This is a genomic window from Caulobacter sp. Root343 (genome assembly GCF_001425745.1).
In the GTDB taxonomy this organism is placed as follows: Bacteria; Pseudomonadota; Alphaproteobacteria; order Caulobacterales; family Caulobacteraceae; genus Caulobacter.
Window position 1 is genome coordinate 615,545 of record NZ_LMDF01000005.1, and the last position, 23,672, is coordinate 639,216.

At 69.8% G+C, this 23,672-nt stretch carries 23 protein-coding genes; 13 read left to right on the forward strand and 10 right to left on the reverse strand.

From position 1 onward, the window contains the following. The first annotated feature begins 4 nt into the window (after positions 1–4). From yidC to ASC70_RS06865, 3 genes are all read left to right on the forward strand, one after another. The gene (gene yidC / locus ASC70_RS06855) at positions 5–1,864 is read left to right on the forward strand and encodes a membrane protein insertase YidC (RefSeq protein ID WP_056047931.1); all 1,860 of its coding nucleotides are present in this window, start codon (positions 5–7) and stop codon (positions 1,862–1,864) included. Further along, positions 1,861–2,544, forward strand: a complete 684-nt coding sequence (gene yihA / locus ASC70_RS06860; RefSeq protein WP_082539836.1) for a ribosome biogenesis GTP-binding protein YihA/YsxC — start codon at positions 1,861–1,863, stop codon at positions 2,542–2,544. The genes yidC and yihA overlap by 4 nt, the downstream gene beginning before the upstream one ends. A gap of 230 nt (positions 2,545–2,774) precedes the next feature. After that, complete coding sequence (locus ASC70_RS06865) at positions 2,775–3,251, forward strand: ASCH/PUA domain-containing protein (protein ID WP_056047933.1); 477 nt, start codon at positions 2,775–2,777, stop codon at positions 3,249–3,251. A gap of 167 nt (positions 3,252–3,418) precedes the next feature. Here the strand turns inward: ASC70_RS06865 and ASC70_RS06870 are convergent, their stop codons facing one another. The 4 genes from ASC70_RS06870 to ASC70_RS06885 form a co-directional block, all read right to left on the reverse strand. After that, positions 3,419–3,871: a chemotaxis protein CheW gene (locus ASC70_RS06870; RefSeq protein ID WP_047408125.1), complete on the reverse strand. Its 453-nt coding sequence runs from the start codon at positions 3,869–3,871 to the stop codon at positions 3,419–3,421. 142 nt (positions 3,872–4,013) lie between these two features. Then, positions 4,014–4,133, reverse strand: a complete 120-nt coding sequence (gene cydX, locus ASC70_RS06875; protein WP_035043223.1) for a cytochrome bd-I oxidase subunit CydX — start codon at positions 4,131–4,133, stop codon at positions 4,014–4,016. Positions 4,134–4,147: 14 nt separating this feature from the next. Further along, positions 4,148–5,299: a cytochrome d ubiquinol oxidase subunit II gene (cydB, locus tag ASC70_RS06880; protein WP_056048499.1), complete on the reverse strand. Its 1,152-nt coding sequence runs from the start codon at positions 5,297–5,299 to the stop codon at positions 4,148–4,150. A 12-nt stretch (positions 5,300–5,311) separates the two neighbouring features. Further along, on the reverse strand, positions 5,312–6,877 hold the full coding sequence (locus ASC70_RS06885; RefSeq protein WP_056047936.1) for a cytochrome ubiquinol oxidase subunit I: 1,566 nt from the start codon (positions 6,875–6,877) through the stop codon (positions 5,312–5,314). Positions 6,878–7,000: 123 nt separating this feature from the next. Here ASC70_RS06885 and cydD point away from each other — a divergent pair, with 123 nt between their 5' ends. The 4 genes from cydD to fixJ all read left to right on the forward strand — a co-directional run bounded on the left by cydD (position 7,001) and on the right by fixJ (position 12,595). Next, entirely contained in the window at positions 7,001–8,632 is a 1,632-nt protein-coding gene (cydD, locus tag ASC70_RS06890; protein ID WP_056047939.1) for a thiol reductant ABC exporter subunit CydD, read from the forward strand. After that, complete coding sequence (locus ASC70_RS06895; RefSeq protein ID WP_056047942.1) at positions 8,629–10,206, forward strand: amino acid ABC transporter ATP-binding/permease protein; 1,578 nt, start codon at positions 8,629–8,631, stop codon at positions 10,204–10,206. Before cydD ends, ASC70_RS06895 begins: the two co-directional genes overlap by 4 nt. A 312-nt stretch (positions 10,207–10,518) precedes the next feature. Then, positions 10,519–11,994, forward strand: coding sequence for a PAS domain S-box protein (locus tag ASC70_RS06900; protein WP_056047945.1), 1,476 nt, complete (start codon positions 10,519–10,521; stop codon positions 11,992–11,994). Next, positions 11,987–12,595 (forward strand): response regulator FixJ, encoded by a 609-nt coding sequence (gene fixJ, locus ASC70_RS06905; protein ID WP_056047951.1) that lies wholly within the window; start codon positions 11,987–11,989, stop codon positions 12,593–12,595. Before ASC70_RS06900 ends, fixJ begins: the two co-directional genes overlap by 8 nt. Before the next feature lie 102 nt (positions 12,596–12,697). Here fixJ and ASC70_RS06910 read toward each other — a convergent pair whose 3' ends face one another. Further along, positions 12,698–13,021 (reverse strand): nucleoside transporter, encoded by a 324-nt coding sequence (locus tag ASC70_RS06910; RefSeq protein ID WP_235519284.1) that lies wholly within the window; start codon positions 13,019–13,021, stop codon positions 12,698–12,700. A 156-nt stretch (positions 13,022–13,177) separates the two neighbouring features. Between ASC70_RS06910 and ASC70_RS06915 the strand changes: the two genes are divergently transcribed. Next, on the forward strand, positions 13,178–13,822 hold the full coding sequence (locus ASC70_RS06915; protein WP_056047957.1) for a helix-turn-helix domain-containing protein: 645 nt from the start codon (positions 13,178–13,180) through the stop codon (positions 13,820–13,822). 133 nt (positions 13,823–13,955) lie between these two features. On the opposite strand, the gene ASC70_RS06920 is transcribed toward ASC70_RS06915, so the two are convergent. Then, entirely contained in the window at positions 13,956–15,281 is a 1,326-nt protein-coding gene (locus tag ASC70_RS06920; protein WP_082539835.1) for an MFS transporter, read from the reverse strand. Positions 15,282–15,408: 127 nt separating this feature from the next. Between ASC70_RS06920 and motA the strand changes: the two genes are divergently transcribed. From motA to mnmD, 3 genes are all read left to right on the forward strand, one after another. Further along, positions 15,409–16,275 (forward strand): flagellar motor stator protein MotA, encoded by an 867-nt coding sequence (motA, locus tag ASC70_RS06925; protein ID WP_056047961.1) that lies wholly within the window; start codon positions 15,409–15,411, stop codon positions 16,273–16,275. Between the two features lie 128 nt (positions 16,276–16,403). Beyond that, positions 16,404–16,751, forward strand: coding sequence for a hypothetical protein (locus ASC70_RS06930; RefSeq protein WP_056047965.1), 348 nt, complete (start codon positions 16,404–16,406; stop codon positions 16,749–16,751). Positions 16,752–16,958: 207 nt separating this feature from the next. Further along, positions 16,959–18,770, forward strand: a complete 1,812-nt coding sequence (gene mnmD, locus ASC70_RS06935; protein WP_056047969.1) for a tRNA (5-methylaminomethyl-2-thiouridine)(34)-methyltransferase MnmD — start codon at positions 16,959–16,961, stop codon at positions 18,768–18,770. A gap of 248 nt (positions 18,771–19,018) precedes the next feature. On the opposite strand, the gene ASC70_RS25825 is transcribed toward mnmD, so the two are convergent. Continuing rightward, positions 19,019–20,251, reverse strand: coding sequence for an OmpA family protein (locus tag ASC70_RS25825; protein WP_056047971.1), 1,233 nt, complete (start codon positions 20,249–20,251; stop codon positions 19,019–19,021). Positions 20,252–20,545: 294 nt separating this feature from the next. Between ASC70_RS25825 and ASC70_RS06945 the strand changes: the two genes are divergently transcribed. Together ASC70_RS06945 and ASC70_RS06950 are read left to right on the forward strand one after the other, a co-directional pair. Next, positions 20,546–22,468 (forward strand): M10 family metallopeptidase, encoded by a 1,923-nt coding sequence (locus ASC70_RS06945; protein ID WP_235519296.1) that lies wholly within the window; start codon positions 20,546–20,548, stop codon positions 22,466–22,468. A 108-nt stretch (positions 22,469–22,576) separates the two neighbouring features. Then, positions 22,577–22,834 (forward strand): DUF5961 family protein, encoded by a 258-nt coding sequence (locus tag ASC70_RS06950; RefSeq protein ID WP_056047976.1) that lies wholly within the window; start codon positions 22,577–22,579, stop codon positions 22,832–22,834. 4 nt (positions 22,835–22,838) lie between these two features. Here ASC70_RS06950 and ASC70_RS25780 read toward each other — a convergent pair whose 3' ends face one another. From ASC70_RS25780 to ASC70_RS06960, 3 genes are read right to left on the reverse strand one after another with little or no spacing between them, the layout of a single operon-like run. Then, the gene (locus ASC70_RS25780; RefSeq protein ID WP_255355011.1) at positions 22,839–22,961 is read right to left on the reverse strand and encodes a hypothetical protein; all 123 of its coding nucleotides are present in this window, start codon (positions 22,959–22,961) and stop codon (positions 22,839–22,841) included. Between the two features lie 2 nt (positions 22,962–22,963). Continuing rightward, the gene (locus ASC70_RS06955; RefSeq protein WP_056047978.1) at positions 22,964–23,158 is read right to left on the reverse strand and encodes a DUF3606 domain-containing protein; all 195 of its coding nucleotides are present in this window, start codon (positions 23,156–23,158) and stop codon (positions 22,964–22,966) included. A gap of 49 nt (positions 23,159–23,207) precedes the next feature. Beyond that, complete coding sequence (locus ASC70_RS06960) at positions 23,208–23,600, reverse strand: hypothetical protein (protein WP_056047979.1); 393 nt, start codon at positions 23,598–23,600, stop codon at positions 23,208–23,210. Positions 23,601–23,672 lie beyond the last annotated feature (72 nt).

The following is a 23,672-nucleotide window of genomic DNA, read 5'->3' on the forward strand; positions in this document are numbered from 1 at the left end:
CTCCATGCAGAACGACAACAAAAACACGCTGATGTTCATCGTCAGCGCGTTCGTGATCCTGATCGGGTACCAGTTCTTCATCCTGGGTCCGCAGCAGAAGAAGGCCGAGGCCGAGCTTCAGGCCAAGAAGGCGGCCAACGCCAAGCTGGCGACCCAGCCGGGCGTGACGCTGGACGCCAACGGCAATCCGGCCCCGCTGCGCCTGTCGCGCGATCAGGCCAAGGCCCAGAGCCCGCGGATCGTGGTCGACACCCCGGCCCTGTCGGGCTCGATCGCCCTGAAGGGCGGCCGCATCGACGACCTGCTGCTGCGCAAGTACGCCGAGACCGTCGACAAGAACTCGCCGCCGGTCGAGCTCTTCCGCCCCGAGGGCGCCGAGCACGCCTGGTTCGCCGATTTCGGCTGGGCCGGCGCCAACCTGCCGGGCCTGCCCGACAGCCGCACCGTCTGGACCGCCGCGCCGGGCCAGGTGCTGCGCCCCAACTCGCCCGTCACCCTGACCTATGACAACGGCATCGGCCTCAACTTCACCCGCGTGATCTCCGTCGACGACCAGGCGATGTTCACGGTCACCGACAGCGTCCGCAACGTCGGGACCCAGGGCCTGCAGCTGGCCCCCTACGCCACCGTCCAGCGCCAGGGCATCACCGACAAGCTGGGCAAGACCCAGATCGTCCACGAAGGCGCCATCGGCGTGTTGGGCTCGGGCAAGGACCAGAAGCTGGAGCTGAACAAGTACGGCAAGTGGAAGAAGGACAAGCCGCTGAGCACCTTCGACTCGGTCGGCGGCTGGGCGGGCATCACCGACAAGTACTGGCTGGCGGCCCTGATCCCCGGTCAGGACCAGACCATCAAGGCCCAATACCGCGTCACCCAGGCCGGCGGCACCGACATCTACGACGTCAACTTCGTCGGCCCGACCCAAGCCCTGAACCCGGGCGCGACCCTGACCCAGAAGACCCGCCTGTTCGCCGGCGCCAAGACCGTGCCGCTGCTGCGCAAGTACGAGTACGGCGCGACGACCCCGCCGGCCATCTGGGAGTTCTGGAGCACCGCCAAGGCCGAGATCCCGCGTTTCGACGACGCCGTGGACTGGGGCATGTTCCGCTTCTTCACCCGCCCGATCTTCAACATCCTGGAGATCTTCTACAAGCTGGTCGGCAACTTCGGCCTGGCCATCATGCTGCTGACCGTGCTGCTCAAGCTCATCCTCTATCCGATGGCGGACAAGAGCTATGAGAGCATGGCCAAGATCAAGAAGATCTCCCCCGAGGTCGAGAAGCTGAAGGCCAAGCACAAGGACGACCCCGCCAAACAGCAGCAGGAGATGATGGCTCTGTACGCCAAGGAGAAGATCAACCCGATGATGGGTTGCCTTCCGATGCTGGTGCAGATCCCGGTCTTCTACTCGCTGTACAAGGTGCTGACCGTCACCATCGAAATGCGCCACGCGCCGTTCTTCGGCTGGATCCACGACCTGTCGGACCGCGATCCGACGTCGATCTTCACGCTGTTTGGCCTGATCCACTGGGATCCGGCGACCGCGCCGCTGATCGGCTCGTTCCTGGGCGGTCCGCTGCACATCGGCGTCTGGCCGCTGCTGTACGGCTTCACCATGTGGCTGACCACGGCGATGAACCCGCCGGCCGGCGATCCGGTCCAGCAGCGCATCTTCCAGCTGTTCCCGCTGATCTTCACCTTCACCCTGTCGCAGTTCGCGGTGGGCCTGGTGATCTACTGGTGCTGGAGCAACATCCTGACCATCGTCCAGCAGTACGTGATGATGCGCCGCTACGGCGTCGAGAACCCGATCGACAAGATCATCGCCCGATTGCAGGGCAAGACCGTCGGCGCGACCGGATGAGCGAGGACCTCACTCCCAAGCTTCCCACCGTGCTCCCGGGCGCGCCCGGGTTCACGGAAGACGAGATCGAGGCGGCGCGGGTGTTCTTCGCCCAGCCGGTCTCGTTCATGATGGGCGCGGTGCGCATGGACACCATGCCGCCGTCCGACCTGCCCGAAGTGGCCTTCGCCGGCCGCTCCAACGTCGGCAAGTCCAGCCTGATCAACGGCCTCGTCGGCCAGAAGTACCTGGCCCGCGCCTCGAACGAGCCGGGCCGCACGCGGGAGATCAACTTCTTCCTGCTGGCCGAACAGGTGCGGCTGGTCGACCTGCCCGGCTACGGCTTCGCCCGCGTCTCGCGCTCGATCGCCGACAAGTTCCAGGACCTGGGCCGGGCCTATCTGCGCGGGCGTCCCAACCTGAAGCGCGTCTACGTGCTGATCGACGCCCGTCACGGCCTGAAGAAGGTCGACCTGGAGGCGCTGGACGCCCTGGACGTGGCGGCGGTCAGCTACCAGATCGTCCTGACCAAGGCCGACAAGATCAAGCCGGCGGAAGTCGACAAGGTCGTGGCCGAGAGCCAGAAGGCCATCGCCAAGCGCGCCGCGGCCTTCCCGCGCGTGCTGGCCACCTCGTCCGAAAAGGGCCTGGGCATGCCGGAACTGCGGGCCGAGATCGTCCGGCTCTGCATCGACGAGTAGAGCTGACCGCCCCAACCGTGTCATCCCGGAAGCCTCGCAGAGGCTATCCGGGACCGCCGGAAGCGCTGAGCTTCTTGCGGTCCCGGCTCTTCGCTTCGCTACGGCCGGGATGACACGAGAGTATTGGATCACGAGGCTATCCACAGCCCTCTTGCCGTCCATTAACCCTGCGCTAGGTTCCGACCGTCAGAACCGCCCGCTTCCGCTTTCCTAGAAAAGTCCGCCGCCCCATGACCCGCCACGAACTCAAGACCTGGCCCAAATATTTCGCCGCCGTCCGCTCGGGCCAGAAGCGTTTCGAGATCCGCCGCAACGACCGCGAGTTCAAGGTCGGCGACATCCTGGTGCTGCGCGAGTTCGATCCCGAGGACGACGCCTATACCGGCCAGGTCGAGGAGCGTCAGATCACCTTCCTGCTGTCGGAAGAGGATTACGGCGTCATCCACGGCTTCGTGGCCATCGGCTTCGGCGAGGTGGCGCCGCATCCGGACGCGGCCGCCGAGGTCACCGCCGACAGCCTGGCGCAATGGCACGAGACCGCCGCCTCCAACGCCGCCCTGCGCGCCCAGGAGGCCCGCAAGGTCTCGGAGAGCTACGCCAAGAGCAATATGAGCGTCGCCAGCGACCGCCACGGCGCGGTGGCCGACCTGGCCGCGACCGAAGCCGGCTTCCACGCGGCGGCGGCGCGGATCGTGCGCAAGGGATGATTTGAGTTTGTTCTCCTCCCCCTCTGGGGGAGGGGGACCGGCGAACGCCGGTGGAGGGGCCCATGGGCGGCGGCTAACGCACGACCCCTTCGCGGACCCCCTCCGTCTCGCCGCGTATTCGCGGCGATCCACCTCCCCCTAATGGGGAGGAGAGGTCTCCGTGGGCCTTAAGCCGCTTCGCTGATGACCGTCGGGAAGACGTCGTCCATGCGCAGATAGGTGATCAGGCGGTTTTCCATCGAGATGATCGCCTGGATGTAGCGCAGCTCTTCGACGCCGACGTCCGGGGCCGGCTGCAGGCTGTCGCGCGGCACGGTGAAGGTTTCCGACACGGCGTCGACCAAGATGCCGGCCAGGCGGTCGCGGCACTCGACGACGACGATCACGTGGCGGGTCTCGGGGATGGTGACGCCCAGGCCCAGGCGGTTGCGCAGGTCGATGACCGGCATGATCGCGCCGCGCAGGTTGATGACGCCGCGCATGTAGGACGGGGCGTGCGGGATCGGGGTGGCCGGGGTCCAGCCGCGGATTTCACGCACCGTCTTCACGTCGATGCAGAATTCCTGCTCGCCGATGCAGAACGAGATCAGCTCCAGCGCGGGCGCGGTGGTGTCGGTCATGGCGAAAAAATCCCCGGTAGAATGAGCCGGTCAAGGCCGCGTCGTCGCGCTTCGACCGATCCCTACAAGAGCCCGCGCCCCCTTTAACAAGCGTTAAGGCTGAGGTTGGAAGGGCGCGGTCGAATGTCGCGGCCGCCGGTCCCTAAGGCTCCGACAGCCCCTCGTCCCCGTCGTCGGACAGGTTGAACTCGTACCAGACGCCGTTCAGCACGCCGAAGGCGACGGCCAGGCCCAGGCCCAGGATCCAGGTGAAGTACCACATGGCGCTCTCGCTCCTCAGTACAGGTCGGGGTTGGTGGTCAGGGCGCCGGTGGTGCTGCGGCCCCACAGCACCCGGTAGACGAAGGCCGTGTACAGCAGGATCAGCGGCAGGAAGACCACCGTCACGATCAGCATGACGAACAGGGTCAGATGGGTCGACGAGGCGTTCCAGACCGTCAGGCTGGAGCGCGGGTCGAAGCTGCTGGGCAGGATGAACGGGAACATCGACAGGCCCACGGTCCCGACGATCCCGGCCGTCGAGATCGACGAGCCGCCGAACGCCATCCAGGCCTTGTTCCAGCGCATGCCGGCCAGGGCCAAGCCGGCGCCGACGAAGCCCATGACGGGCGCGAGGATCATCCAGCCGTGGCGGCCGTAGTTGTCGAGCCAGGCGCCCGGCGCGTGCACCGCCGGCGTGCCGCGCAGGGGATTGGAAGGCCCCGCCGCGTCGGCCAGGCCCTCGATCCGGAAGCCCAGCCCCCCGAACGCCACCCAGAAGCCGCCGGCCGCGAACAGCACGATGCTGGCCAGGCCGGCGATCTCGCCGATGCGGCGGGCGCGCTCGGTGACCGGGCCCTCCTCGGCCTTGACCGTCAGCCAGGCCGCGCCGTGCAGCACCAGCATGGCCACGGACAACAAGCCGCACAGCAGGGCGAACGGCGAGAAGAGGCCGATGAAGCTGCCCTCGTAGAAGGCGCGCAGGTCGCTATCCAGCCGGAACGGCGCGCCCTGCAGCACATTGCCGATGGCCACGCCGAAGCACAGCACCGGCACGAAGCCGCCGACGAACAGGCCCCAGTCCCAGAACGAGCGCCAGCGCGGGTGGGGTCGCTTGGACCGGTACTTGAAGCTGACCGGCCGCATGATCATCGCCGCCAGCACCACGAACAGCGCCAGGTAGAAGCCCGAAAAGGCGATGGCGTAGGCGAACGGCCAGGCCGCGAACAGGCCGGCGCCGCTGACGATGAACCAGACCTGGTTGCCTTCCCAGGTGGCGCCGAGGGTGTTGATCACCATCCGCCGCTCGGAGTCGTCCTTGGCCACGAACGGCAGCAGGGCGCCGACGCCCATGTCGTAGCCGTCGGTCAGGGCGAAGGCGATCAGCAGGATCCCGATCAGGGCCCACCAGATGACGCGCAGGGTGGCGTAGTCGACGGGGAGTTCCATCATGAGATCTCCTTAAGCGGTCTGGGGCTCGGGCTCGGGCGACGCGCCGTCCGGGACGGGGTCGTGCTGAGCGAACGGGCCCTTCTTGATGGCGCGCAGGATCAGGCCGACCTCGACCACGGCCAGCGCGCCGTACAGCAGGGTGAAGACCGCGATGCTGGTGATCAGCTGCGGCACGGAAAGGCTGGAGGCCGACAGGAAGGTCGGCAGCACGCCGTCCACCGCCCAGGGCTGGCGGCCCATCTCGGCCAGCACCCAGCCCAGCTCGGTCGAGATCCAGGGCAGCGGGAGGGCCGCCACGGCGATGACCAGGAACCACTTGGTGTCGTGCCGGCGCAGGGTGACCAGCAGGAAGGCGGTGGCGAACAGGGCGATCATCAGCAGCCCGATCCCGGCCATGATCCGGAAGCTCCAGAACATCACCGGCACGTTGGGCACCGAGTCCCAGGCGGCCTTCTTGATCAGGTCCGGCGAGGCCTGGCGAGGATCGGCGACATAGCGCTTCAGCAGCAGGGCGTAGCCCAGGTCGCGGCGGTGCTGCTCGAACGTGGCGCGGGCGGCCTTGTCAGTCGGATTGCCCTTCAAGGTCTCGACCGCGCCATAGGCGACCACGCCCGACTCGATGCGGTCCTCGGCCTTGGCGACCAGCTGGAAGATGCCCTCGACCGGCCGGTCGAAGCTGCGGGTGGCGATCAGGCCCAGGACGTAGGGGATCTTGACCTCGTAATGGGTCTTGCGAGCCTTGAGGTCGGGGATGCCGAAGGCGGTCAGGCCGGCCGGGGCGGGTTCGGTCTCCCACATGGCTTCCAGCGCCGCGAGCTTCATTTTCTGGTTGTCGGTCAGGGCGTAGCCGCTCTCGTCGCCCAGCACGACGACCGACAGCGACGAGGCCAGGCCGAAGGCGGCGGCGACGGTCATCGACCGCTTGGCGACGCCGATGTGCTTGCCCTTCAGCAGGTACCAGGCCGAGATCCCCAGCACGAACACCGAGGCGATCACGTAGCCGGCGCTGACCGTGTGCACGAACTTGGCCTGGGCCACCGGGTTGAACAGCACGTCGCGGAAGCTGGTGACTTCCATGCGCATGGTGTCGGGATTGAACGCCGCGCCCATCGGGTTCTGCATCCAGCCGTTGGCGACCAGGATCCACAGCGCCGACAGGTTGGTGCCCAGGGCGACCAGGAAGGTCACGGCCAGGTGGCCGACGCGCGTGAGCTTGTCCCAGCCGAAGAACATCAGCCCGACAAAGGTGGCCTCCAGGAAGAAGGCCATCAGCCCTTCGATCGCCAGCGGGGCGCCGAAGATGTCGCCGACATAGTGCGAGTAGTAGGACCAGTTCATGCCGAACTGGAATTCCATGGTCAGGCCAGTGGCCACGCCCAGGGCGAAGTTGATGCCGAACAGCACGCCCCAGAACCGGGTGACGGTCCGCCAGATCGGCCGCTTGGTCATCACATAGATGCTCTCCATGATGACCAGCAGGAAGCTCAGCCCCAGGGTCAGGGGCACGAACAGAAAGTGGTAGAGAGCGGTCAACGCGAACTGGAGGCGTGACAGGTCGATGACGGCGGGGTCCATGGACAGCTCCGAGACGAACGGCCGATGATCACGCCGCTCGAGAGCCTAGCCCTAAACCGACCCGACCGTCCGGTCCTTGATCGGGATCAAGGCTTCCGGACGAAACCAACCTACACTCAACCCATGGGCGCCGGCATAGTACAGATCGATCGTTTCTCGGCGCCGAAGGCCTGGCTGGACCAAATCGGCCAAAACGCGGGCCCCGCCTCGGGCCGCGCCCGCCTGTTCACCCTGCTGGACGGCTTGGCCGCGGTCGGCTTCGCGGCCGGGCTGGCGTTCGGGATCGACGCGATCGCGGCGCGGCGCGGCGCGCTGGCGCTGAGTCTTTGGCTGTTGCTCGCCATCGTGGCCATGGTCGCGCGCGGCCTGCTGGCCAGAGCGGCGGGAACGGCCGGGGCCCGGGCGGCGGCCCAAGCCAAGGCCGGCGTGCGCGCCAATCTTGCCCGCGCGGTGTTCGGCGGCGCGCGACGCCCGACCGGCGAGGCGGCCACCGCCCTGGTCGAGGGGGTCGAGGCCCTGGACGGCCATGTCGCCCGCTTCCTGCCCGCGCGGCTGTCGGCCGCCGTCCTTCCCCTGGTCTTGATCGCCGTCGCCGCGATCGCCAGCCCGATCTGCGCGGCGATCCTGCTGGCCACCCTGGTCCCGTTCGTCGCGGCCATGATGCTGGCCGGCACGGCGGCCGCCGCCGAGAGCCGCGCCCAGTTCCTGGCCCTGGAGCGGCTGTCGGGCCTGTTCCTCGACCGCGTCCGCGCCCTGCCGGTAGTGCTGACCTTCCAGGCCGAGGGGACGACCACCGCCGCCCTGCGCCGCTCGGCCTCGGAATTGGCCGAGCGCACCATCCGGGTGCTGCGGGTGGCGTTCATCTCGTCGGCGGCGCTGGAGTTCTTCGCGGCCCTGTCGGTGGCCCTGGTCGCGGTCTATTGCGGCTTCAACCTGCTGCGCCTGCTGCCGTTCCCGGTTCCCGAGACCCTGGACCTGAAGCGGGCCTTCTTCGTCCTGGCCCTGGCCCCGGAGGTCTACGCCCCGATGCGCCGCCTGGCCGCCACCTATCACGACCGCCAGGCCGCCGAGGCCGCGGCCGCCAGCCTGTCGACCTTCGAGCCGCCGGTCGCGAGGCTCGCCGCCCCGCCGCTCACCCAGGCGCCGACGATCCGCTTCGAGGGCGTCAGCGTCCGCTATGCTGACGCCGACGCGCCGGCCTTGCGAGGCTTCGACCTGACCGCCCGAGCCGGGACCATCACCGCCCTGCTCGGCCCCAGCGGCGTGGGCAAGAGCTCGATCCTGAACCTGCTGCTGGAGCTGGCGCCGCTGAGCGCGGGCCGGATCCTGGTCGACGGGGCCGAGCGCCCGGACCTGGCCCGCGACATCGCCTGGGCCGGCCAGTCGCCGCTGATCCTGCCCGCCTCGATCGCCGACAACATCGCCCTGGCGCGCCGCGAGGCCACGCGCCCCGAGATTGAGGCGGCGGCCCGGGCCGTCGGCCTGATCCTCGATCGCCCCGGCGGCCTCGACTTCGTGCTGGACGAGCGCGGATCGGGCCTGTCGGGCGGCGAGCGGCGGCGGCTGTCGCTGGCCCGCGCCTTGCTGAAGCCCGCCCCGATCCTGCTGCTGGACGAGCCGACCGCCAATCTCGACGCGCTCGCCGAAGCCCAGTTGCTGGCCGCCATCCGCGAAGCCGCCAAGGGCCGCACGACCCTGATCGCCACCCATTCCGAGGCGGTGGCGGCCTTGGCGGATCAGGTGGTGAGGCTGTGACCCCCTCCCCCCTCGACGCCCTGATCCGCGCCCAGAAGCGCCAGCGCGCTGACGCCCTGCGGCTGGCCCTGCTGAGCGCTGTCGTGGTCGGCGCGACCTCGACCCTGCTGCTGGGCCTGTCGGGCTGGTTCATCGTCGCCAGCGCCATCGCCGGCGCGGCGGGGCTAGCGACCGCCCACGCGTTCAACGTGCTGCTGCCCAGCGCCATGATCCGGCTGCTGGCCATCCTGCGCACCGCCGCCCGCTACGGCGAGCGGCTGTCCGGCCACGCCGCCGCCCTGCGGGCCCTGGCCGCCATCCGCCCGGCGGTGTTCGAGAGCCTGGCCGCCGCGCCTCCCGAGCAGTCTCTGACCCTGTCGCGCGGCGAGGCCTCGGCCCGGCTGGTGCAGGACGTCGACGCGATCGAGACCCGCTTCGTCCGCCTCTCCGCGCCATGGAACGCCGTCGCCGGCCTCGGCGCGGGCGTGGCCCTGGCCGCCCTGGCCGGCTGGGCTCCGGCGCTGGTCATCCTGCTCGCCGCCGGCGTCGCGATCGCCACGGCCCGCGCCCTGGCCCGCCGCTTCTCGACCCCCGCCCGCGCCGCCGTCCAGGCCGGAATCGGGACGCTGAAGGAGACCACCGCCGCCCTGGTCGCCGCCTCGGCCGAACTGCGCGCCTACGGCCTGGAGGCCTGGGCCGGCGAGACCTTGAACGCCAAGGCCGCCACCTTGGACGCCGCGCGGCTCGCGGCCGTTCGCGCCCAGGGCCTGATCCTGGCCAGCCAGGCGGCGATCCTGGGCCTCGCTGTCGCCGCCGCCGTGGCGTGCGCCGCCCCGGCCGGCGCGCCCCTGGCGGCGTTGGCCGGCCTGGCCGCGGCCATGAGCGTCGAGGCGCTTTCGGGCCTCGCCCACGCCTTCGACCAGGACGGCGCGGCGACGGAGGCTCGCGAGCGGCTGGACGAAATCCTCCGCCATCGGCCCAAACCCGCCGAGGCGCCGCTCGAGGCCGCGCCTAGCCTGGCGATCCTGGGCCGCACCCTCGCGCCCGGCGAACGCCTCGCCGTCGTCGGCCCGTCCGGCTGCGGCAAGACCACCGCGATCGAGACCCTGCTGGGCCTGCGCGGCGAGGCCTCGCCCCCGCCCCGCTCGGCCTTCGCCTGGCTGCCGCAGGACGCCGGCCTGATCGCCGGCGCGGTGCGCGACAACCTGCGCCTGGCCGCGCCTAGCGCGACCGACGACCAGCTGTGGGCGGTGCTGGAAGACGCCGCCCTGGCCGACCGGATCCGCGCGGCGCCCGAGGGCCTGTCCGCCTATCTCGGCGACGACGGCGAGCGCCTGTCCGGCGGCGAGCGGCGGCGGCTGGCCCTGGCTCGAGCCTATCTGCGCGACGCCCCCTGGCTGCTGCTGGACGAGCCGACCGAGGGGCTGGACGCGGCGACCGAGGCCTTGGTGGTGGCGCGGCTAGAGCGCCGGCTGGCGCGCACCGGCCAAGGCCTGGTGCTGGTCAGCCACCGCGCGGCGCCGGCGGCGGTTTGCGGGGCGAGGGTGGAGATGGGCGCTTCCATCAACAACCGTGTCATCCCGGCCGAAGCGTAGCGTAGAGCCGGGACCGCGGCAGGCGCGGCGCTTCCGGCGGTCCCGGATAGCCTCTGCGAGGCTTCCGGGATGACACGGGATTTGATGTGAAGCCGCCCCCCTACTTCCAGTTCACCCGCAGATACGTCACGAACAGCACCACGGCGAACACCGTGAAGGCCGCGATCACCAGGCCCAGATACGCCATTTGCCCACCCGACATGAGGCTCTCCCTTGGATTGGAAAGCTTCAGCGTGGGACCTACGCAATGACCCCGCCTTGACCTGCCTCAAACGGCTGCCGCTATAAGGGCCTGCCACGTCTGGAGCGCCCATGAAGCCGGCCCGAGGCCTGTCCTCGACCCTGTTTAGCGACCCGCACCCCACCGCCTATCTGGCGGCCTTCGCGGCCGTGATGGCGACGGCGGTGGCGCGGCTGTACCTGCCCGAAGCCTTCACCGCGCCGTCGTCGTTCCTGCTGTTCGTGCCGGCCGTGCTGGTCAGCGCGGCCCTGGGCGGCCTGGCCCCCGGGGTGTTCGCGACGACCTTCGCCTGGGGCAGCGTCTGGTGGGTGACGCGGGAGATCCCGTTCGACATGGTCAGCGGCCTCAGCGCCGCGATCTTCCTGTCGGTCGGCTTCGGCATGGCCGTGGGCGGCGGCTGGTTCCACGCCGCGCGGCGGCGGGCGGCGGCGATCAACGACCACCTGCGCTCGATCCTCGACACGGTGCCCGACGGGGTGGTGGTCATCGACCGCGCCGGGATCATGACCTCGTTCAGCCCCGCCGCCGAGCGGATGTTCGGCTGGACCGCCGCCGAGGCCATCGGCCGCAACGTCAACCTGCTGATGCCCGAGCCGCACCACTCGGCCCACGACGGCTATATCCAGCGCTACCACCGCACCGGCGAGAAGCGGATCATCGGGGCCGGCCGCGTCGTGGTCGGCCAGCGCCGGGACGGCTCGACCTTCCCGATGGAGCTGGCGGTCGGCGAGACCAAGGGCTCGACGCCCTCTTATACCGGCTTCATCCGTGATCTGACGGAAACCCAGGAGACCGAGACCCGCCTGCAGGAGCTGCAGAACGAGCTGGTCCACGTCTCGCGCCTGACGGCGATGGGCGAGATGGCCTCGACCCTGGCCCACGAGCTGAACCAGCCGCTGTCGGCGATCGCCAACCTGTTGACCGGCTCGCGCCGCCTGATCGACCGGGGCCGCGAAGCCGACCAGGCCAAGGTGCGCGAGGCGATCGACAAGGCCGCCACCCAGGCGCTGCGGGCCGGCGACGTCATCCACCGGATGCGCGACTTCGTCCGCCGAGGGGCCAGCGAGCGCGACGTCGAGAGCCTGTCCAAGCTGATCGAGGAGGCCAGCGCCCTGGCCTTGATCGGCGAGAAGGACCGCCAGGTCGACGTGCGCCTGGCCCTGGATCCCGCCGCCGACGCCGTCTATGCCGACCGGGTCCAGGTGCAGCAGGTGCTGCTGAACCTGATCCGCAACGGCATCGACGCCATGCAGGACGGCAACAGCCGCCGCCGAGCCCTGCTGATCACCAGCGACGTCACCGAGGAGGGCTGGTCGCGGGTCAGCGTCGCCGACACCGGGCCAGGCATCGCCGACGAGGTGCGCGATCGCCTGTTCCAGCCGTTCATGACCACCAAGCCGCAGGGCATGGGTGTGGGCCTGTCGATCTCGCGCTCGATCATCGAGGCGCACGGCGGGCGTATCTGGGCCGAGGCCAATCCCGGCGGCGGGGCGTTGTTCCGCTTCACCTTGCCGCCCGCCGATCAGAAGGAAACCGTCGATGAGTGACGCCCCCGTCGTACATGTGGTCGACGACGACGAAAGCGCCCGCGAGTCGCTGGCCTTCCTGTTGGAGTCGGCCGATTTCGAGGTGGTCGCCTACGCCAGCGCGCCGGCCTTCCTCGACGCCTTGCCGGACGCCAAGCCGGGCGTGGTCGTCACCGACGTGCGCATGCCCGAGATGAGCGGCCAGGAGCTGGTCGCCAGGCTGGCGGCGCTGAAGGTCAAGATGCCGATCATCATGATCACCGGCCACGGCGACATCCCGATGGCCGTCGAGGCCATGCGCTCGGGGGTCGTCGACTTCATCGAGAAGCCGTTCTCCGAAGCGCGGATGCTGGACGCCCTGAGCCGCGCCATGAAGGCCGCCGAGGCCGCGCCGGTCACCGACGACCAGGCCGCCGTGCTGCATCGCCTGGAGACCCTCTCCGAGCGCGAGCGTCAGGTGCTGGACGGCGTCGTCGCCGGCCACGCCAACAAGGTCATCGCCCGCGAGCTGGGCATCAGCCCGAGGACGGTGGAGATCTACCGCGCCAAGCTGATGACCAAGATGCAGGCGGACAATTTGGCGGCGCTGGTGCGGATGACGCTGTCGGTGCGGGGGGGATAACGCCCCGCCATCCGATTTCTCGTGTCATCCCGGAAGCCTCGCAGAGGCTATCCGGGACCGCCGGAAGCGCTGAGCTTTCCGCGGTCCCGGCTCTTCGCTGCGCTACGGCCGGGATGACAGGATTGAAGGTTTGAGGAGCTGTTCCAGCCGCACGCTCAGCGCATCCCCCAGCAGCGGCTTCTCCACCAGCGACACGCCGCCCACCCCGCGCCGCCGAAACCGCTCCACGTCGCCGGTCAGCACGACGGTCGGGCTCTCTCCGGGGTCCGGCAACGCCTCGCCGCCGTCGTCGATCACCACGGCCGCCACGGGTCGCCCATCCGGCCGCGCGGTCACCGCGTAGCCCTCGGTCTCCAGCGAGAAGCGCAGGGCCTCGCGCAGGGGCTCGTCCTCGACGAGCAGCAGGATCAGGGGAAGGTCGGACATGGCCCGGAACATGGACCCGAGCCGACCGCGAGGCCTTGATCGGCCTCAAACCAGGCTGGTCCGCAGCGCCGCGTAAGGGGGTTTCCTTAGGCGCGGCTCCCGAGTGTCGCGACCGCTGGAAAAGGCGCAAGACCCTAGCAACAGAAGGGTCTTTCCATGCTGTCTCCGCTTCGCATCGACGCTGCTCCCATGGCCTTGGATTCGGTGCTGGCCATTCCCGGCGCCTGTCCGCGCTTCGCCCGCGACGAGGAGATCTTCGGCGAGGGTGAGGCCGCGACCCATGTCTACCAGGTGATCTCGGGCGCGGTGCGGACCTACCGCATCCTGCGCGACGGCCGCCGGCAGATCGACGAATTCCACTTCGCCGGCGACTATTTCGGCCTGGAGATGAGCGACACCCACCGCGTCACCGCCGAGGCGATGAGCGACGCCAGCGTGCGGATGATCCGGCGTGGAGCGCTCAGCGACCTGGCCGCGACCCGCGGCGACGCGGCCCGCGCCCTGTTCCGCCTGACCGCCGAAGGCCTGCGGCGCAGCCAGGACCATGTGCTGATGTTGGGCCGCCGCTCGGCGCTGGAGCGCGTGGTCGGCCTGCTGCTGGACATCGCCGAGCGCACCCACGCCGAGGCCGAGCTGGACGTGCCGATGAGCCGCCAGGACATGGCCGACTATCTGGGCCTGACCATCGAGACCGTCTCGCGCGCCCTGACCAGCTTGCAGGACGAGGGCCTGATCGCCTTGCCCACCGTGCGTCACGTGGTGCTGAAGGCGCGGCGGGCGCTGGAGCGGATGGTTCAATAGCAACTGTCATCCCGGACAAGCGCGAAGCGCGCAGATCCGGGACCGCCGGAAGCTCGGAGCCTGTTGCGGTCCCGGCTCTCCGCTGCGCTGCGGCCGGGATGACACGGGATTTGAGCTTCGAAGGGTTTGCCCCTCAAACACCCCCCTCGTCCGACCGCTCCAGCCCGGCGATGGTCGCCTCTTCGCGCGCGCCGCCCTTGTCGATCGAGGCCAGCACCGCCTGGCGCAGGGCATAGGCGAGCAGCGCCGTCAGGATCAGGGCGTTCAGCACGAACGGCCCCCAGCCGATCTTCTCGTAGAGCAGCACGAACAGCGGCGCGACCACGACATTGAGGCCGTTGATCGCCGCGATCGCCCCGGCCGCCCCGGCCTGGTCCTTGGCCTCCACCGACAGCGAGGCGCCGGCGGTGAAGCCCGGGCGGGCGAAGCCGTAGCCCAGGCTGGCGATGGCGTAGCCGATGGCGACGGCGGCGTAGTCGGGCGCGAAGGCGACGATGATGTTGCCCAGGGCCGCCGCGCCGACGCCCCAGCGCATCAGGTCGCGCGGACCCATGCGGAACATGCGGATCAGGCCCCACTGGGCCAGCAGGCCGGCCACGGCCCCGGCCGCCATGGCCAGGGTGATGAAGCCCTGGGCCTTGACCGGCGGCAGGCCCAGCTTGTCGATGATCAGGAAGCCCAGGGTCTGGGTCTGGGCCGTCTGGCACGAGGCGACCAGGAAACCGAAGATCAGGAACGGCTTCAGCCGCGGGTCGCGCCACGGGGCCGCGCCCTGGCCGCGCCAGGGCAGCCCTCCGAGAATGCCCAAGCGGCGGCGCGGCGGGGTCTCGCCGCGTCCCGGCTTGAAGGTCTCGGGCAGGCCGCGATGCACGACGACCAGCATCACGGCCGCCATCGCCGCGAAGGCGAACATCGGACCGGCCAGGCCCACGAACGGCAGCACGAACAGCGGGGCCAGCAACGGCCCGACCACGGTGCCCAGGCCGAACGCGCCGGCCAGGGTGGCCATGGTCTGGGTGCGCTCCTCGCGGCTGGTCCGCTCGGCCATATAGGCCTGGGCGGACGGATTGGTCGCCGAGCCGAAACCGCCGAACAGGGCGCGCGACAGCAGGAACAGGCCGAAGATCACCATCGGCGGCGCCAGGTGATGCAGGCCGGCCGAGACGACGATGGCGCACAGGGTCATGGAGACGCAGAAACCGGCCAGGCCCAGCAGGATCAGCGGCTTGCGCCCGCGCAGGTCCGACTGCCGGGCCCAGAACGGCGAGGTCACCGCCCACAGCACCGCCGACAGCGAGAAGATCCCCGCCACCAGGGCGTCCGGTATGCCGATCTGGCGGCCGATCGCCGGCAGCACCGACAGCATGCCGGTGTTCCCCATGGCGGTCGCGACCGACACGCCGAAGAGGATCGCGAACGGGCCGCGGTTGGCCCGGGCTTCTGGAGTCTCCCCACTCATCAAACAATCGTTAGAGCCTGTCCGTCGGGCGCGCAATGTGTCGCAGGTCACAGCGCGACGGGCGGGAACCTTGGATTAATGATTAATCGCGATCATGCGCCGTCATTCTCGGGGTCGGCCTAGCACCATGTTCCAGATCATTGGCATCGTCATGCTCTTCGGCATGGTGTTCGGCAGCTACCTCATGGGTGGCGGCAAGCTGGACGTGATCGTCGAAGCCGCCCCGCACGAGCTGATGGCCATTCTGGGCGCGGCCGTCGCCGCCTTCCTGATCTCCAACTCGATGACCGTGATCAAGGCCACGGGCGCCGGCTTCGGCAAGATCTTCAAGGGTCCTAAGTGGAAATCGGCCGACTATCGCGATCTGCTGTCCCTGCTGTTCCTGCTGACCAAGACGATGAAGTCCAAGGGCGTTATCGCGCTGGAAAGCCACATCGAAAAGGCGCACGAGAGCACGATCTTCGCCCGCTATCCGAAGGTCACCAACGACCACTTCGCCGTCGACTTCATCTGCGACACCCTGCGGATGATGACCATGAACCTGGAGGATCCCCACCAGGTCGAGGACGCGATGGAAAAGCAGCTCGAGAAGCACCACCACGAGGCGCTCGAGCCCGCCCACGCCCTGCAGAGCATGGCCGACGCCCTGCCGGCGCTGGGCATCGTCGCGGCCGTGCTGGGCGTCATCAAGACCATGGGCTCGATCACCGAGCCGCCGGCCGTCCTGGGCGCCATGATCGGCGGCGCCCTGGTCGGCACCTTCCTCGGCGTGTTCATCGCCTATGGCATCGTCGGGCCGATGGCCACGCGCCTGCAGGCCGTCGTCAACGAGGACGGCGCCTTCTACAAGATCATCCAGGCCGTGCTGGTCGCCCACCTGCATGGCAACGCCGCCCAAATCTCGGTCGAGATCGGCCGCGGCCACGTGCCCAGCCCGTCGCAGCCCAGCTTCAACGAGCTGGAAGAGGCCCTGTCCCAGATCCCGCCGGAATAGGTCGGCGTCCCAGGATAGCGTCCCTGGCGAGGCAGGTTAGCGCCTCGTAACTTGCACCGGCTTTCGAACCGGTATTCCTTTCGCCCAAAGCCGTCGCCGACCAGACGCCGGCCAGCAAGGGAAGCCTCATGAGCATGATCCGCAAACTCCTCATCGCCGGCGTGGCCGTCTCGGCCCTGTCGCTGGCCGCCTGCGGCAAGCATGAAGCCGCCGAGAGCGACAGCGCCGCCGCCAAGGCCGCCGCCGCCGACGCCAGCACCGTAACCGACGCCGCCTCGGCCAAGGAACAGGCCGCCGCCGACGCCAACAAGGCCGCCGCCGACGCCGCCGCCGCCCCGGCCGACCCGGCGGACGCCGCCACCCAGACCGCCAACGACGCCGCCGCCACGGGCTCGACCCAGGCTCCGGCCGCCGCCTCGGCCACCGCCGCCGCCGACGCCGCGTCCAAGCCGGAAGAGAAGAAGCCGGCGCACTAGCGGCTTACAGGTTCCACTCAAATCCGATCTCCCCGGCGAAGGCCGGGGCCCAGATCGAACCCACCCGCGCCCTTCGTCGATCCTCGGCGGAGGGCGCTTTCGCGTCTGATGCTCCGGATGAATCTGGACCCCGGCCTTCGCCGGGGAGGTCGGGTGTTGGGGAAGCAGACTTGACGCCCGCCGCCCCGCGGCGCTCTAGCAGGCGCCATGGATTCCACCGCTTCCGAAGACGGATCGCCGCTGGTCTGGCGCGAGGACGGCCTGCCGCAGTCCAGCCTGTACGGCGACGTCTATTTCTCCAGCGTCGACGGCCTGGCCGAGACGCGGGCGGTGTTCCTGGCCGGCTGCGGCCTGCCGGAGCGGTTCGTCGGGCGGCGGGACTTCGTGGTCGGCGAACTGGGCTTCGGCTCGGGCCTGAACATCGCCGCCCTGCTGGACCTGTGGCGGCGCGAGAGGCCTCCAAATGGCCAGCAAGCTGGCCGTCTCCACATCTTCTCGATCGAGGCCCATCCGCTGGCCCGCGACGAGGCCGCCCGCATCCTGGCCCACTGGCCCGAGCTCGGCGACGCGGCCCAAGTGCTGCTGGACCACTGGCCCGGCCGGGCGCGCGGCTTCCACCGGATCGACCTGCCCGGCTTCGACGCCGTGCTGGACCTGGCCGTCATGGACGTGGTCGAGGCGCTGGAGGCCTGGGACGGGACGGCCGACGCCTGGTTCCTGGACGGCTTCTCGCCCGCCCTGAACCCGGCCATGTGGCGCGACGAGGTCCTGGCCGCCGTCGCCGCCCGCTCCGCCCCTGGAGCTCGCGCGGCGACCTTCACCGTGGCGGGGGCGGTGCGGCGGGGCTTGCAGGCGGCGGGCTTCGAGATCGCCAAGCGCCCCGGCTTCGGCCGCAAGCGCGAGCGGCTGGAGGCTTGGCTGCCGGGTCAGCGGGAGGTCGCCTCGCGTCCCGAGACCCTGGCCATCATCGGCGGCGGCATCGCCGGCGCATCCCTGGCCCGCGCCGCCCGGGCCGAGGGGCTGGCCGTCACCGTGATCGACGATCCGGACGGTGTCGCCGCCTCCGGCAATCCCGCCGCCCTGGTCACCCCGGCCCTGGACGCCGGCGGCGGCCCGCGCGCGGGCCTCTACGCCCAGGCCCTGGCCAGGGCCGCCAGGCTCTACGAAGCCGAGCCCGGCGCGGTGATCGCCCGCGGCGTGCTGCAGCTGGCCACGGCCGAGCGCGACGCCGCCCGCTTCGCCAAGGTGGCCGAACAGGATCTGTTCGAGCCCGGCGCCATGACGCCCCTCTCCCCCGACGAGACCGCCGGACGGATCGGCGCCGAGATCCCGGCCCTGGCCATGACTTCCAGTCTGGTCATCGCGCCGCTCGAGGTCACCGCCGCCTGGTCCGGCGAGGTCGTGCGCCGGCGCGTCGCCCGGCTGGAGCGCGACGGGCCAAACGAAGAGGGGGACGGATGGCGGCTGCTGGATGAAGCCGGCGCGCTGATCGTCCGCGCCGACCGCGTGGCCTTGGCCAGCGGCGCGGCGACGGCGGCCCTGCTCCCCGGCGTGGCCCTGCGCCCCGTGCGCGGCCAGGCCAGCTGGACCGAGGGCGTCTCGACCGCGCCCGTCGCGTTCGGCGGCTATGCGATCCCCACGTCTTCGGGCGTCCTGTTCGGCGCCACCCACGACCGGGACGAGACCGCCGTCGACGTCCGGCCCGAGGATCACGCCCGCAACCTCGACACCCTGGCCAAGGGCCTGCCCGCCCTGGCGCGGCAGCTGGCCGGCAAGGCCTTCGAGGGCCGGGCCGCGATCCGCGCCACCACGCCGGACCGCGCCCCGCTGGCCGGGATCCGCGACGACGGGGTGCTGGTGCTGACCGGCCTGGGCTCGCGCGGCTTCTGCCTGGCGCCGCTGCTGGCCGAGCATCTGGTCGCGCGGATGCTGGACCTGCCCTCGCCCCTGCCGCGCCATTTGTCGCACCCGCTGGACCCGAGTCGTTTCGACTCGCCCGCCGCGAGTATCGGCGTATAATCGAACACTGTTCTTTGGAGTGCGCGCCACCGCTCTTCGGGTTCGCGCGTTCCTGTCTGATGAGGCCGGCGCCCCATTGCATGCCGGCCGCATGACGGCGGTCCTCCGCCCTCTTGGCCCGCCGGATCTGACGCTCCCGACGCCCCATCGGGAGCGTCTTTTCGTTCAGGGGTCGCTTCCCGTTTAGCGCGCAAAGAAAAAGGGGCCGGCCTTTCGGCCAGCCCCCAGATCTTTCGATCTTGATCGTCTTAGAAGTTGATCGAGACCGTCGAGCGGCGGTTCAGCGGTTCCTTCACACCATCGCCAGTGGCGACGGCCGGAGCGCTTTCACCCTTCCAGTCGACCGACAGGGCCGTGGCGGGCACGCCCAGGCCAGCCAGGCCGTCGGCCACCGCCTTGGCGCGGCGTTCCGAGAGCTTCTGGTTGTACTTGTCCGAGCCCGAGGTGTCGGTGTGACCCGTCACCACGACCTTGGTCGCGTTGCCGCCCTTGGCGTAGTCGGCGGCCTGCTGGACCACGGCCTGGGCTTCCGGCGTCAGCACGTACTGATCGAACGGGAAGTAGACCACGAACTCACGCGCCTCGTAGGCCGGAGCAGCCGGAGGCGGCGGCGGCGGGGGAGGCGGCGGGGGCGGAGGCGGCGGGGGCGGCGGAGGCGGAGGCGGCGGGGGCGGCGGAGGCGGGGGCGACCCGAAGGTGTACCGCAGGCCCAGGGTCACCGAAGTGTCCTTGTAGCGGCCCGAGAAGGTGCCGACGTCGGTGATGCCGCCGCCAGCCGGACCGGCGTTCTGCGTCACCGAACCCCAGTCGAGCTTGGTGGTGCGCAGGTAGCGGCCGGTCAGGTCCAGCGACCAGTTCTGGGCGAAGTTCCAGCCCAGGCCGATGATGCCCTGCATGGCGAACGCCTGGTCGACGTCGTCGAAGCTGGTGTTCTGGTAGATCGCCGCGCCGGCCGGAACGCCCGACAGCTGGCCATAGACCTTGTTATGCACCCAGGCCGTACCGACGCCGGCGCCGATGAACGGGTTCAGGGCGGAGTTGGGGGCCGCGTCGAAGATGACGTTGGCCATCAGCGTGGAGGCCTTCCACTTGCCGTCCGGCTCGCCGCAGGTCGGGGCGGCCGAGGTGCGGCCCACGCCGGCGGTGCAGAGGCCGAACGGTTGAGTACCCGTGGTCCCGCCGGAAGAGCCGACGGCGCCGGCCCCGCGCACGCTCTGCACGTCGCTGGGGCGGTAGCCGTATTCGGCTTCGACACGCCAGTTCGGCGTGAACTTGTAGCCGAGGCGACCGAAGGCGGCCCAGTCCTTATCGGTGGAGAAGTTCCACTGATAGTTGTTGGTGGAGGTGGCTTTGACGTCCGCCGGCTCATGATAGCCCGCGTCGGCCGCAACGTACCAACCACTCGTCGCGCTTTGGGCCAAAGCGCCGGAGGCCGCGCCCAGCGCAACCGCCGCGACGCCGACCAGCAACCGCATTTTCATATCCAAACCCTCTTGTTCGTATGTCGCGGGCCCGACATGTCCCCGGAACCCTGCACGACAAACGCGCCATCTAAGAATTCGGGTGTGGCAGATGCGCCACAAAATGCGTCTATTATGAAGTTATCGCGACCGCTGCCGCACCAAGGCCGCGCTTAGCTTGACCGGAACACTGTGCTGGTTTGTCGCAAATAGCGGAGATTGCAGAAGAATTCGCCCCTGGTCATACTTCTTGCGTGGGGCGAGTGGAGTATGGCCGTGAGTATTGAACCGTTCCCCTTGGCGTCCGACGACTCCATGGCGATCGCCGGCGGCGAGACGCCAAACGCCTTCGTCAACGCCGACGCCCGCGCGGGCGTCGTGGCGGGCAAGACCAGCCTGACGGTGGCCGAGGCCGCGCTGCAGCTGCTGCGCAGCGAGCCGGGCTGGTCCAACGCCTTCAATGTCGGGGCCACGGTCAGCTACGCCTTCCGCGCCACCGCGCCGACCACCATGCCCAGCGACACCGCGGGCTTCTCGACCTTCAACGCCACCCAGATCGTCCAGGCCGAGAAGGCCCTGACCGCCTGGTCGGACGTCGCCAACGTCACCTTCGTGCGCGTGGGCGAAGGCGCCAGCGGCGACGCGGCCTACAGCAACAACGCCGCCATCCTGTTCGGCAACTACGGCTCCGGCGAGTCCGGCGCGGCGGCCTTCGCCTACTATCCGGGCAACTATTCGGCCAGCAACAGGTCGGGCGACGTCTGGGTCAATTCCAGCCTGGGCTACAACGCCAGCCCGACCGGCACGAACTACGGCGGCATGGTGCTGGTGCATGAGCTGGGCCACGCGATCGGCCTGGCCCACCCCGCCGACTACGACGCCAGCGCCGACAAGACCCTCACCTACGCCAGCGACGCCGGCTATTACGAGGACAGCCGCCAGTACACGGTGATGTCCTATTTCGGCGAGTCGAACACGGGCGGCTCGTTCAGCGGGATCTACGCCTCGGCCCCGCTGCTGGACGACATCGCCGCCGCCCAGCTGGCCTATGGCGCCAACATGACCACCCGCACGGGCGACACGACCTACGGCTTCAATTCCACCGCCGGCCGCGACTGGTTCAACGCCGCCTCGTCGTCGACCAAGCTGGTGTTCGCCGTCTGGGACGCCGGCGGGACCGACACCTTCGACTTCTCCGGCTACAAGGTCGCCCAGACCATCGACCTGCGCGCGGGCTATTTCTCCAGCGTCGGCGGCCTGACGGGAAACGTCACCATCGCCATCGGCGCGACCGTCGAGAACGCCATCGGCGGGACGGCGGCCGACACCGTCAACGGCAACGCCGTCGCCAACCGGATCACGGGCGGCCAGGGCGCCGACACGCTGGACGGCGGCCTGGGCATGGACACCGCCGTCTATGCCGGCAAGGCCTCGGCCTATGCGATCACCGCCAACGCCAACGGCGGCTGGTCGGTGCGGGACAACGGCGGGACCGACGGGATCGACAGCGTCATCAACATCGAGACCCTGGCCTTCACGGACCGCGCGGTGTCCCTGGTCGACAGCCGGGTCGCCTCGGCCATGGCCAGCGTGCTGCGCCTGACGCCCCTATCGGCCGGCGCGGACGCCATGACCAAGACCCTGGGCGCGGCCATGGCCTCGGGGACCAGCTACGCCGACGCCATCACCCAGGTGACCAAGGCGGCGATCTCGACCAGCGCCGTGGCCGCCCTCACCTACCAGTTCTTCACCGGCAAGACCCCGGGGGCGGCCGGCATGGACTATCTGGTGGCCCCCGACGGCGCCAACGCCACCAACCTCAACAGCGCCTACTACCAGAGCTTCAACTACGAGAACCGCTACATCAACTTCGCGGTCAATCTGGGCAAGGTCGGCGAGGGCGCGGCCAGCTTCAGCGCCACGTACGGCGGGCTGTCGCTGTTCGACGCCACCCGCAAGGCCTATGCCGCGATCTTCGGCCTGACGCCGACGGACGAGAAGATCCACGCCATGATCGACACGCGCGCGGACTATCTCGCCGCCTATGGCCAGGACGGGACCAACGGCCAGGGGACCAAGGCGGCCATGGTCGGCTGGCTGATCGCCGAGGCCGAGAAGGCCGACGTCGGCGTCTACGCCAAGTCCGCCGACGCCTTCTTCGCCGACCAGGTCACCCACAACGTCTACGGCGTCGACCTGATCGGGACCTACGCCAAGCCGGAATACAACCTGGTCTGAAGACGGACTTTCGAACTAACGACACGGCGGCGGGCCCCGGCTCGCCGCCGTTTTCGCGTGCGCTGAATCCATTCCCCGCCGTGCGCGTTCTCCAGCCAGGAGACCGCCATGCCCGATCAAACCGCCCCCCAGACCGATCCCCAGACCCATCGCTTCGCCGTCCGCGCCCGCCACCTGCACGGCCACCACGCCCGCGTGCTGGACGAGCCCAGCCCCGAGGCGGCGGCCGCCGCCTATCTGGAGGACTTCGCTCACGATCCGGACGAGGACGACGCGGTGGCGGTCATCGTCCGCGACGAGGCGACCGGGCGCGAGCAGTGCTTCCGCGTGGACCTGACGACCGGCGAGACGGCGCCGTGCGGCTGATCACTCAGCCCTGATGGCCGAAGCCGATCGCCACCAGCATGAAGCTGGCGACGCAGGCGACCACGAACACCAAGGCGATGAGCAGGGCCGGGCCGCTGAAACGTTGCTTGGGACGCGGCTGGCCCATGGTCAGCTCCCGCTGCCCAGATAGTGGCGGACCGCCTCGACCTCGGGGCCGGCGTGGTCGACCGCCTCGCGCAGGATGTCCTCCGAGACGCCCAGCTCGCGGGTCCAGTAGCGGACCTCGGCGGCGGCCCCCAGGTCGATCCGCGCGGCGTCGTTCGGGGTGCCTTGGCGAGCGGTGACGGCTTGATCCTCGGACATCCCGAAATCTCCCTGTCAGGACCAAGGCCCGGACTTGCGTTTCGGTTCCTCAGCGGCCCTGCGGCCTGTCTTTTGGCCTATCGCGCGGCATGGCCTTCAGGACGTCCAGCGCCTGCCACGGCTTGCCCTTGACCAGCACGCCGGCGGCCAGGCCCGCGACGAAGGCGCCGCTGGGATGGGCCTGGACCAGGTCGACGATCCGCTGCTCCAGCGGCGGGCGCTTGTGCTTGGCGCGGTGCTGCTTCTGGAGGAGGCTCCAGACCGTCACGGTGACGCCGGCCAGGGCCGCGACCACGACATAGGCCCAGGCCGGGCCCAGGTGCGGCGCCAGGAACGCGTAGATGGCCATGGCCCCGGTCACCCCGGCGATGCCGGCGGCCATGATCAACCCGGCCCCGGCCATCAGCTTCGAGATCAATGTGTCGATGAAGTCGTCCAGCATCCTCGCCTCCAGCGTGTCGCTGGGCTTCAACGCCGGAGACGGGGGTTTGGTGGCGGGACGCTTGTGAGCGCG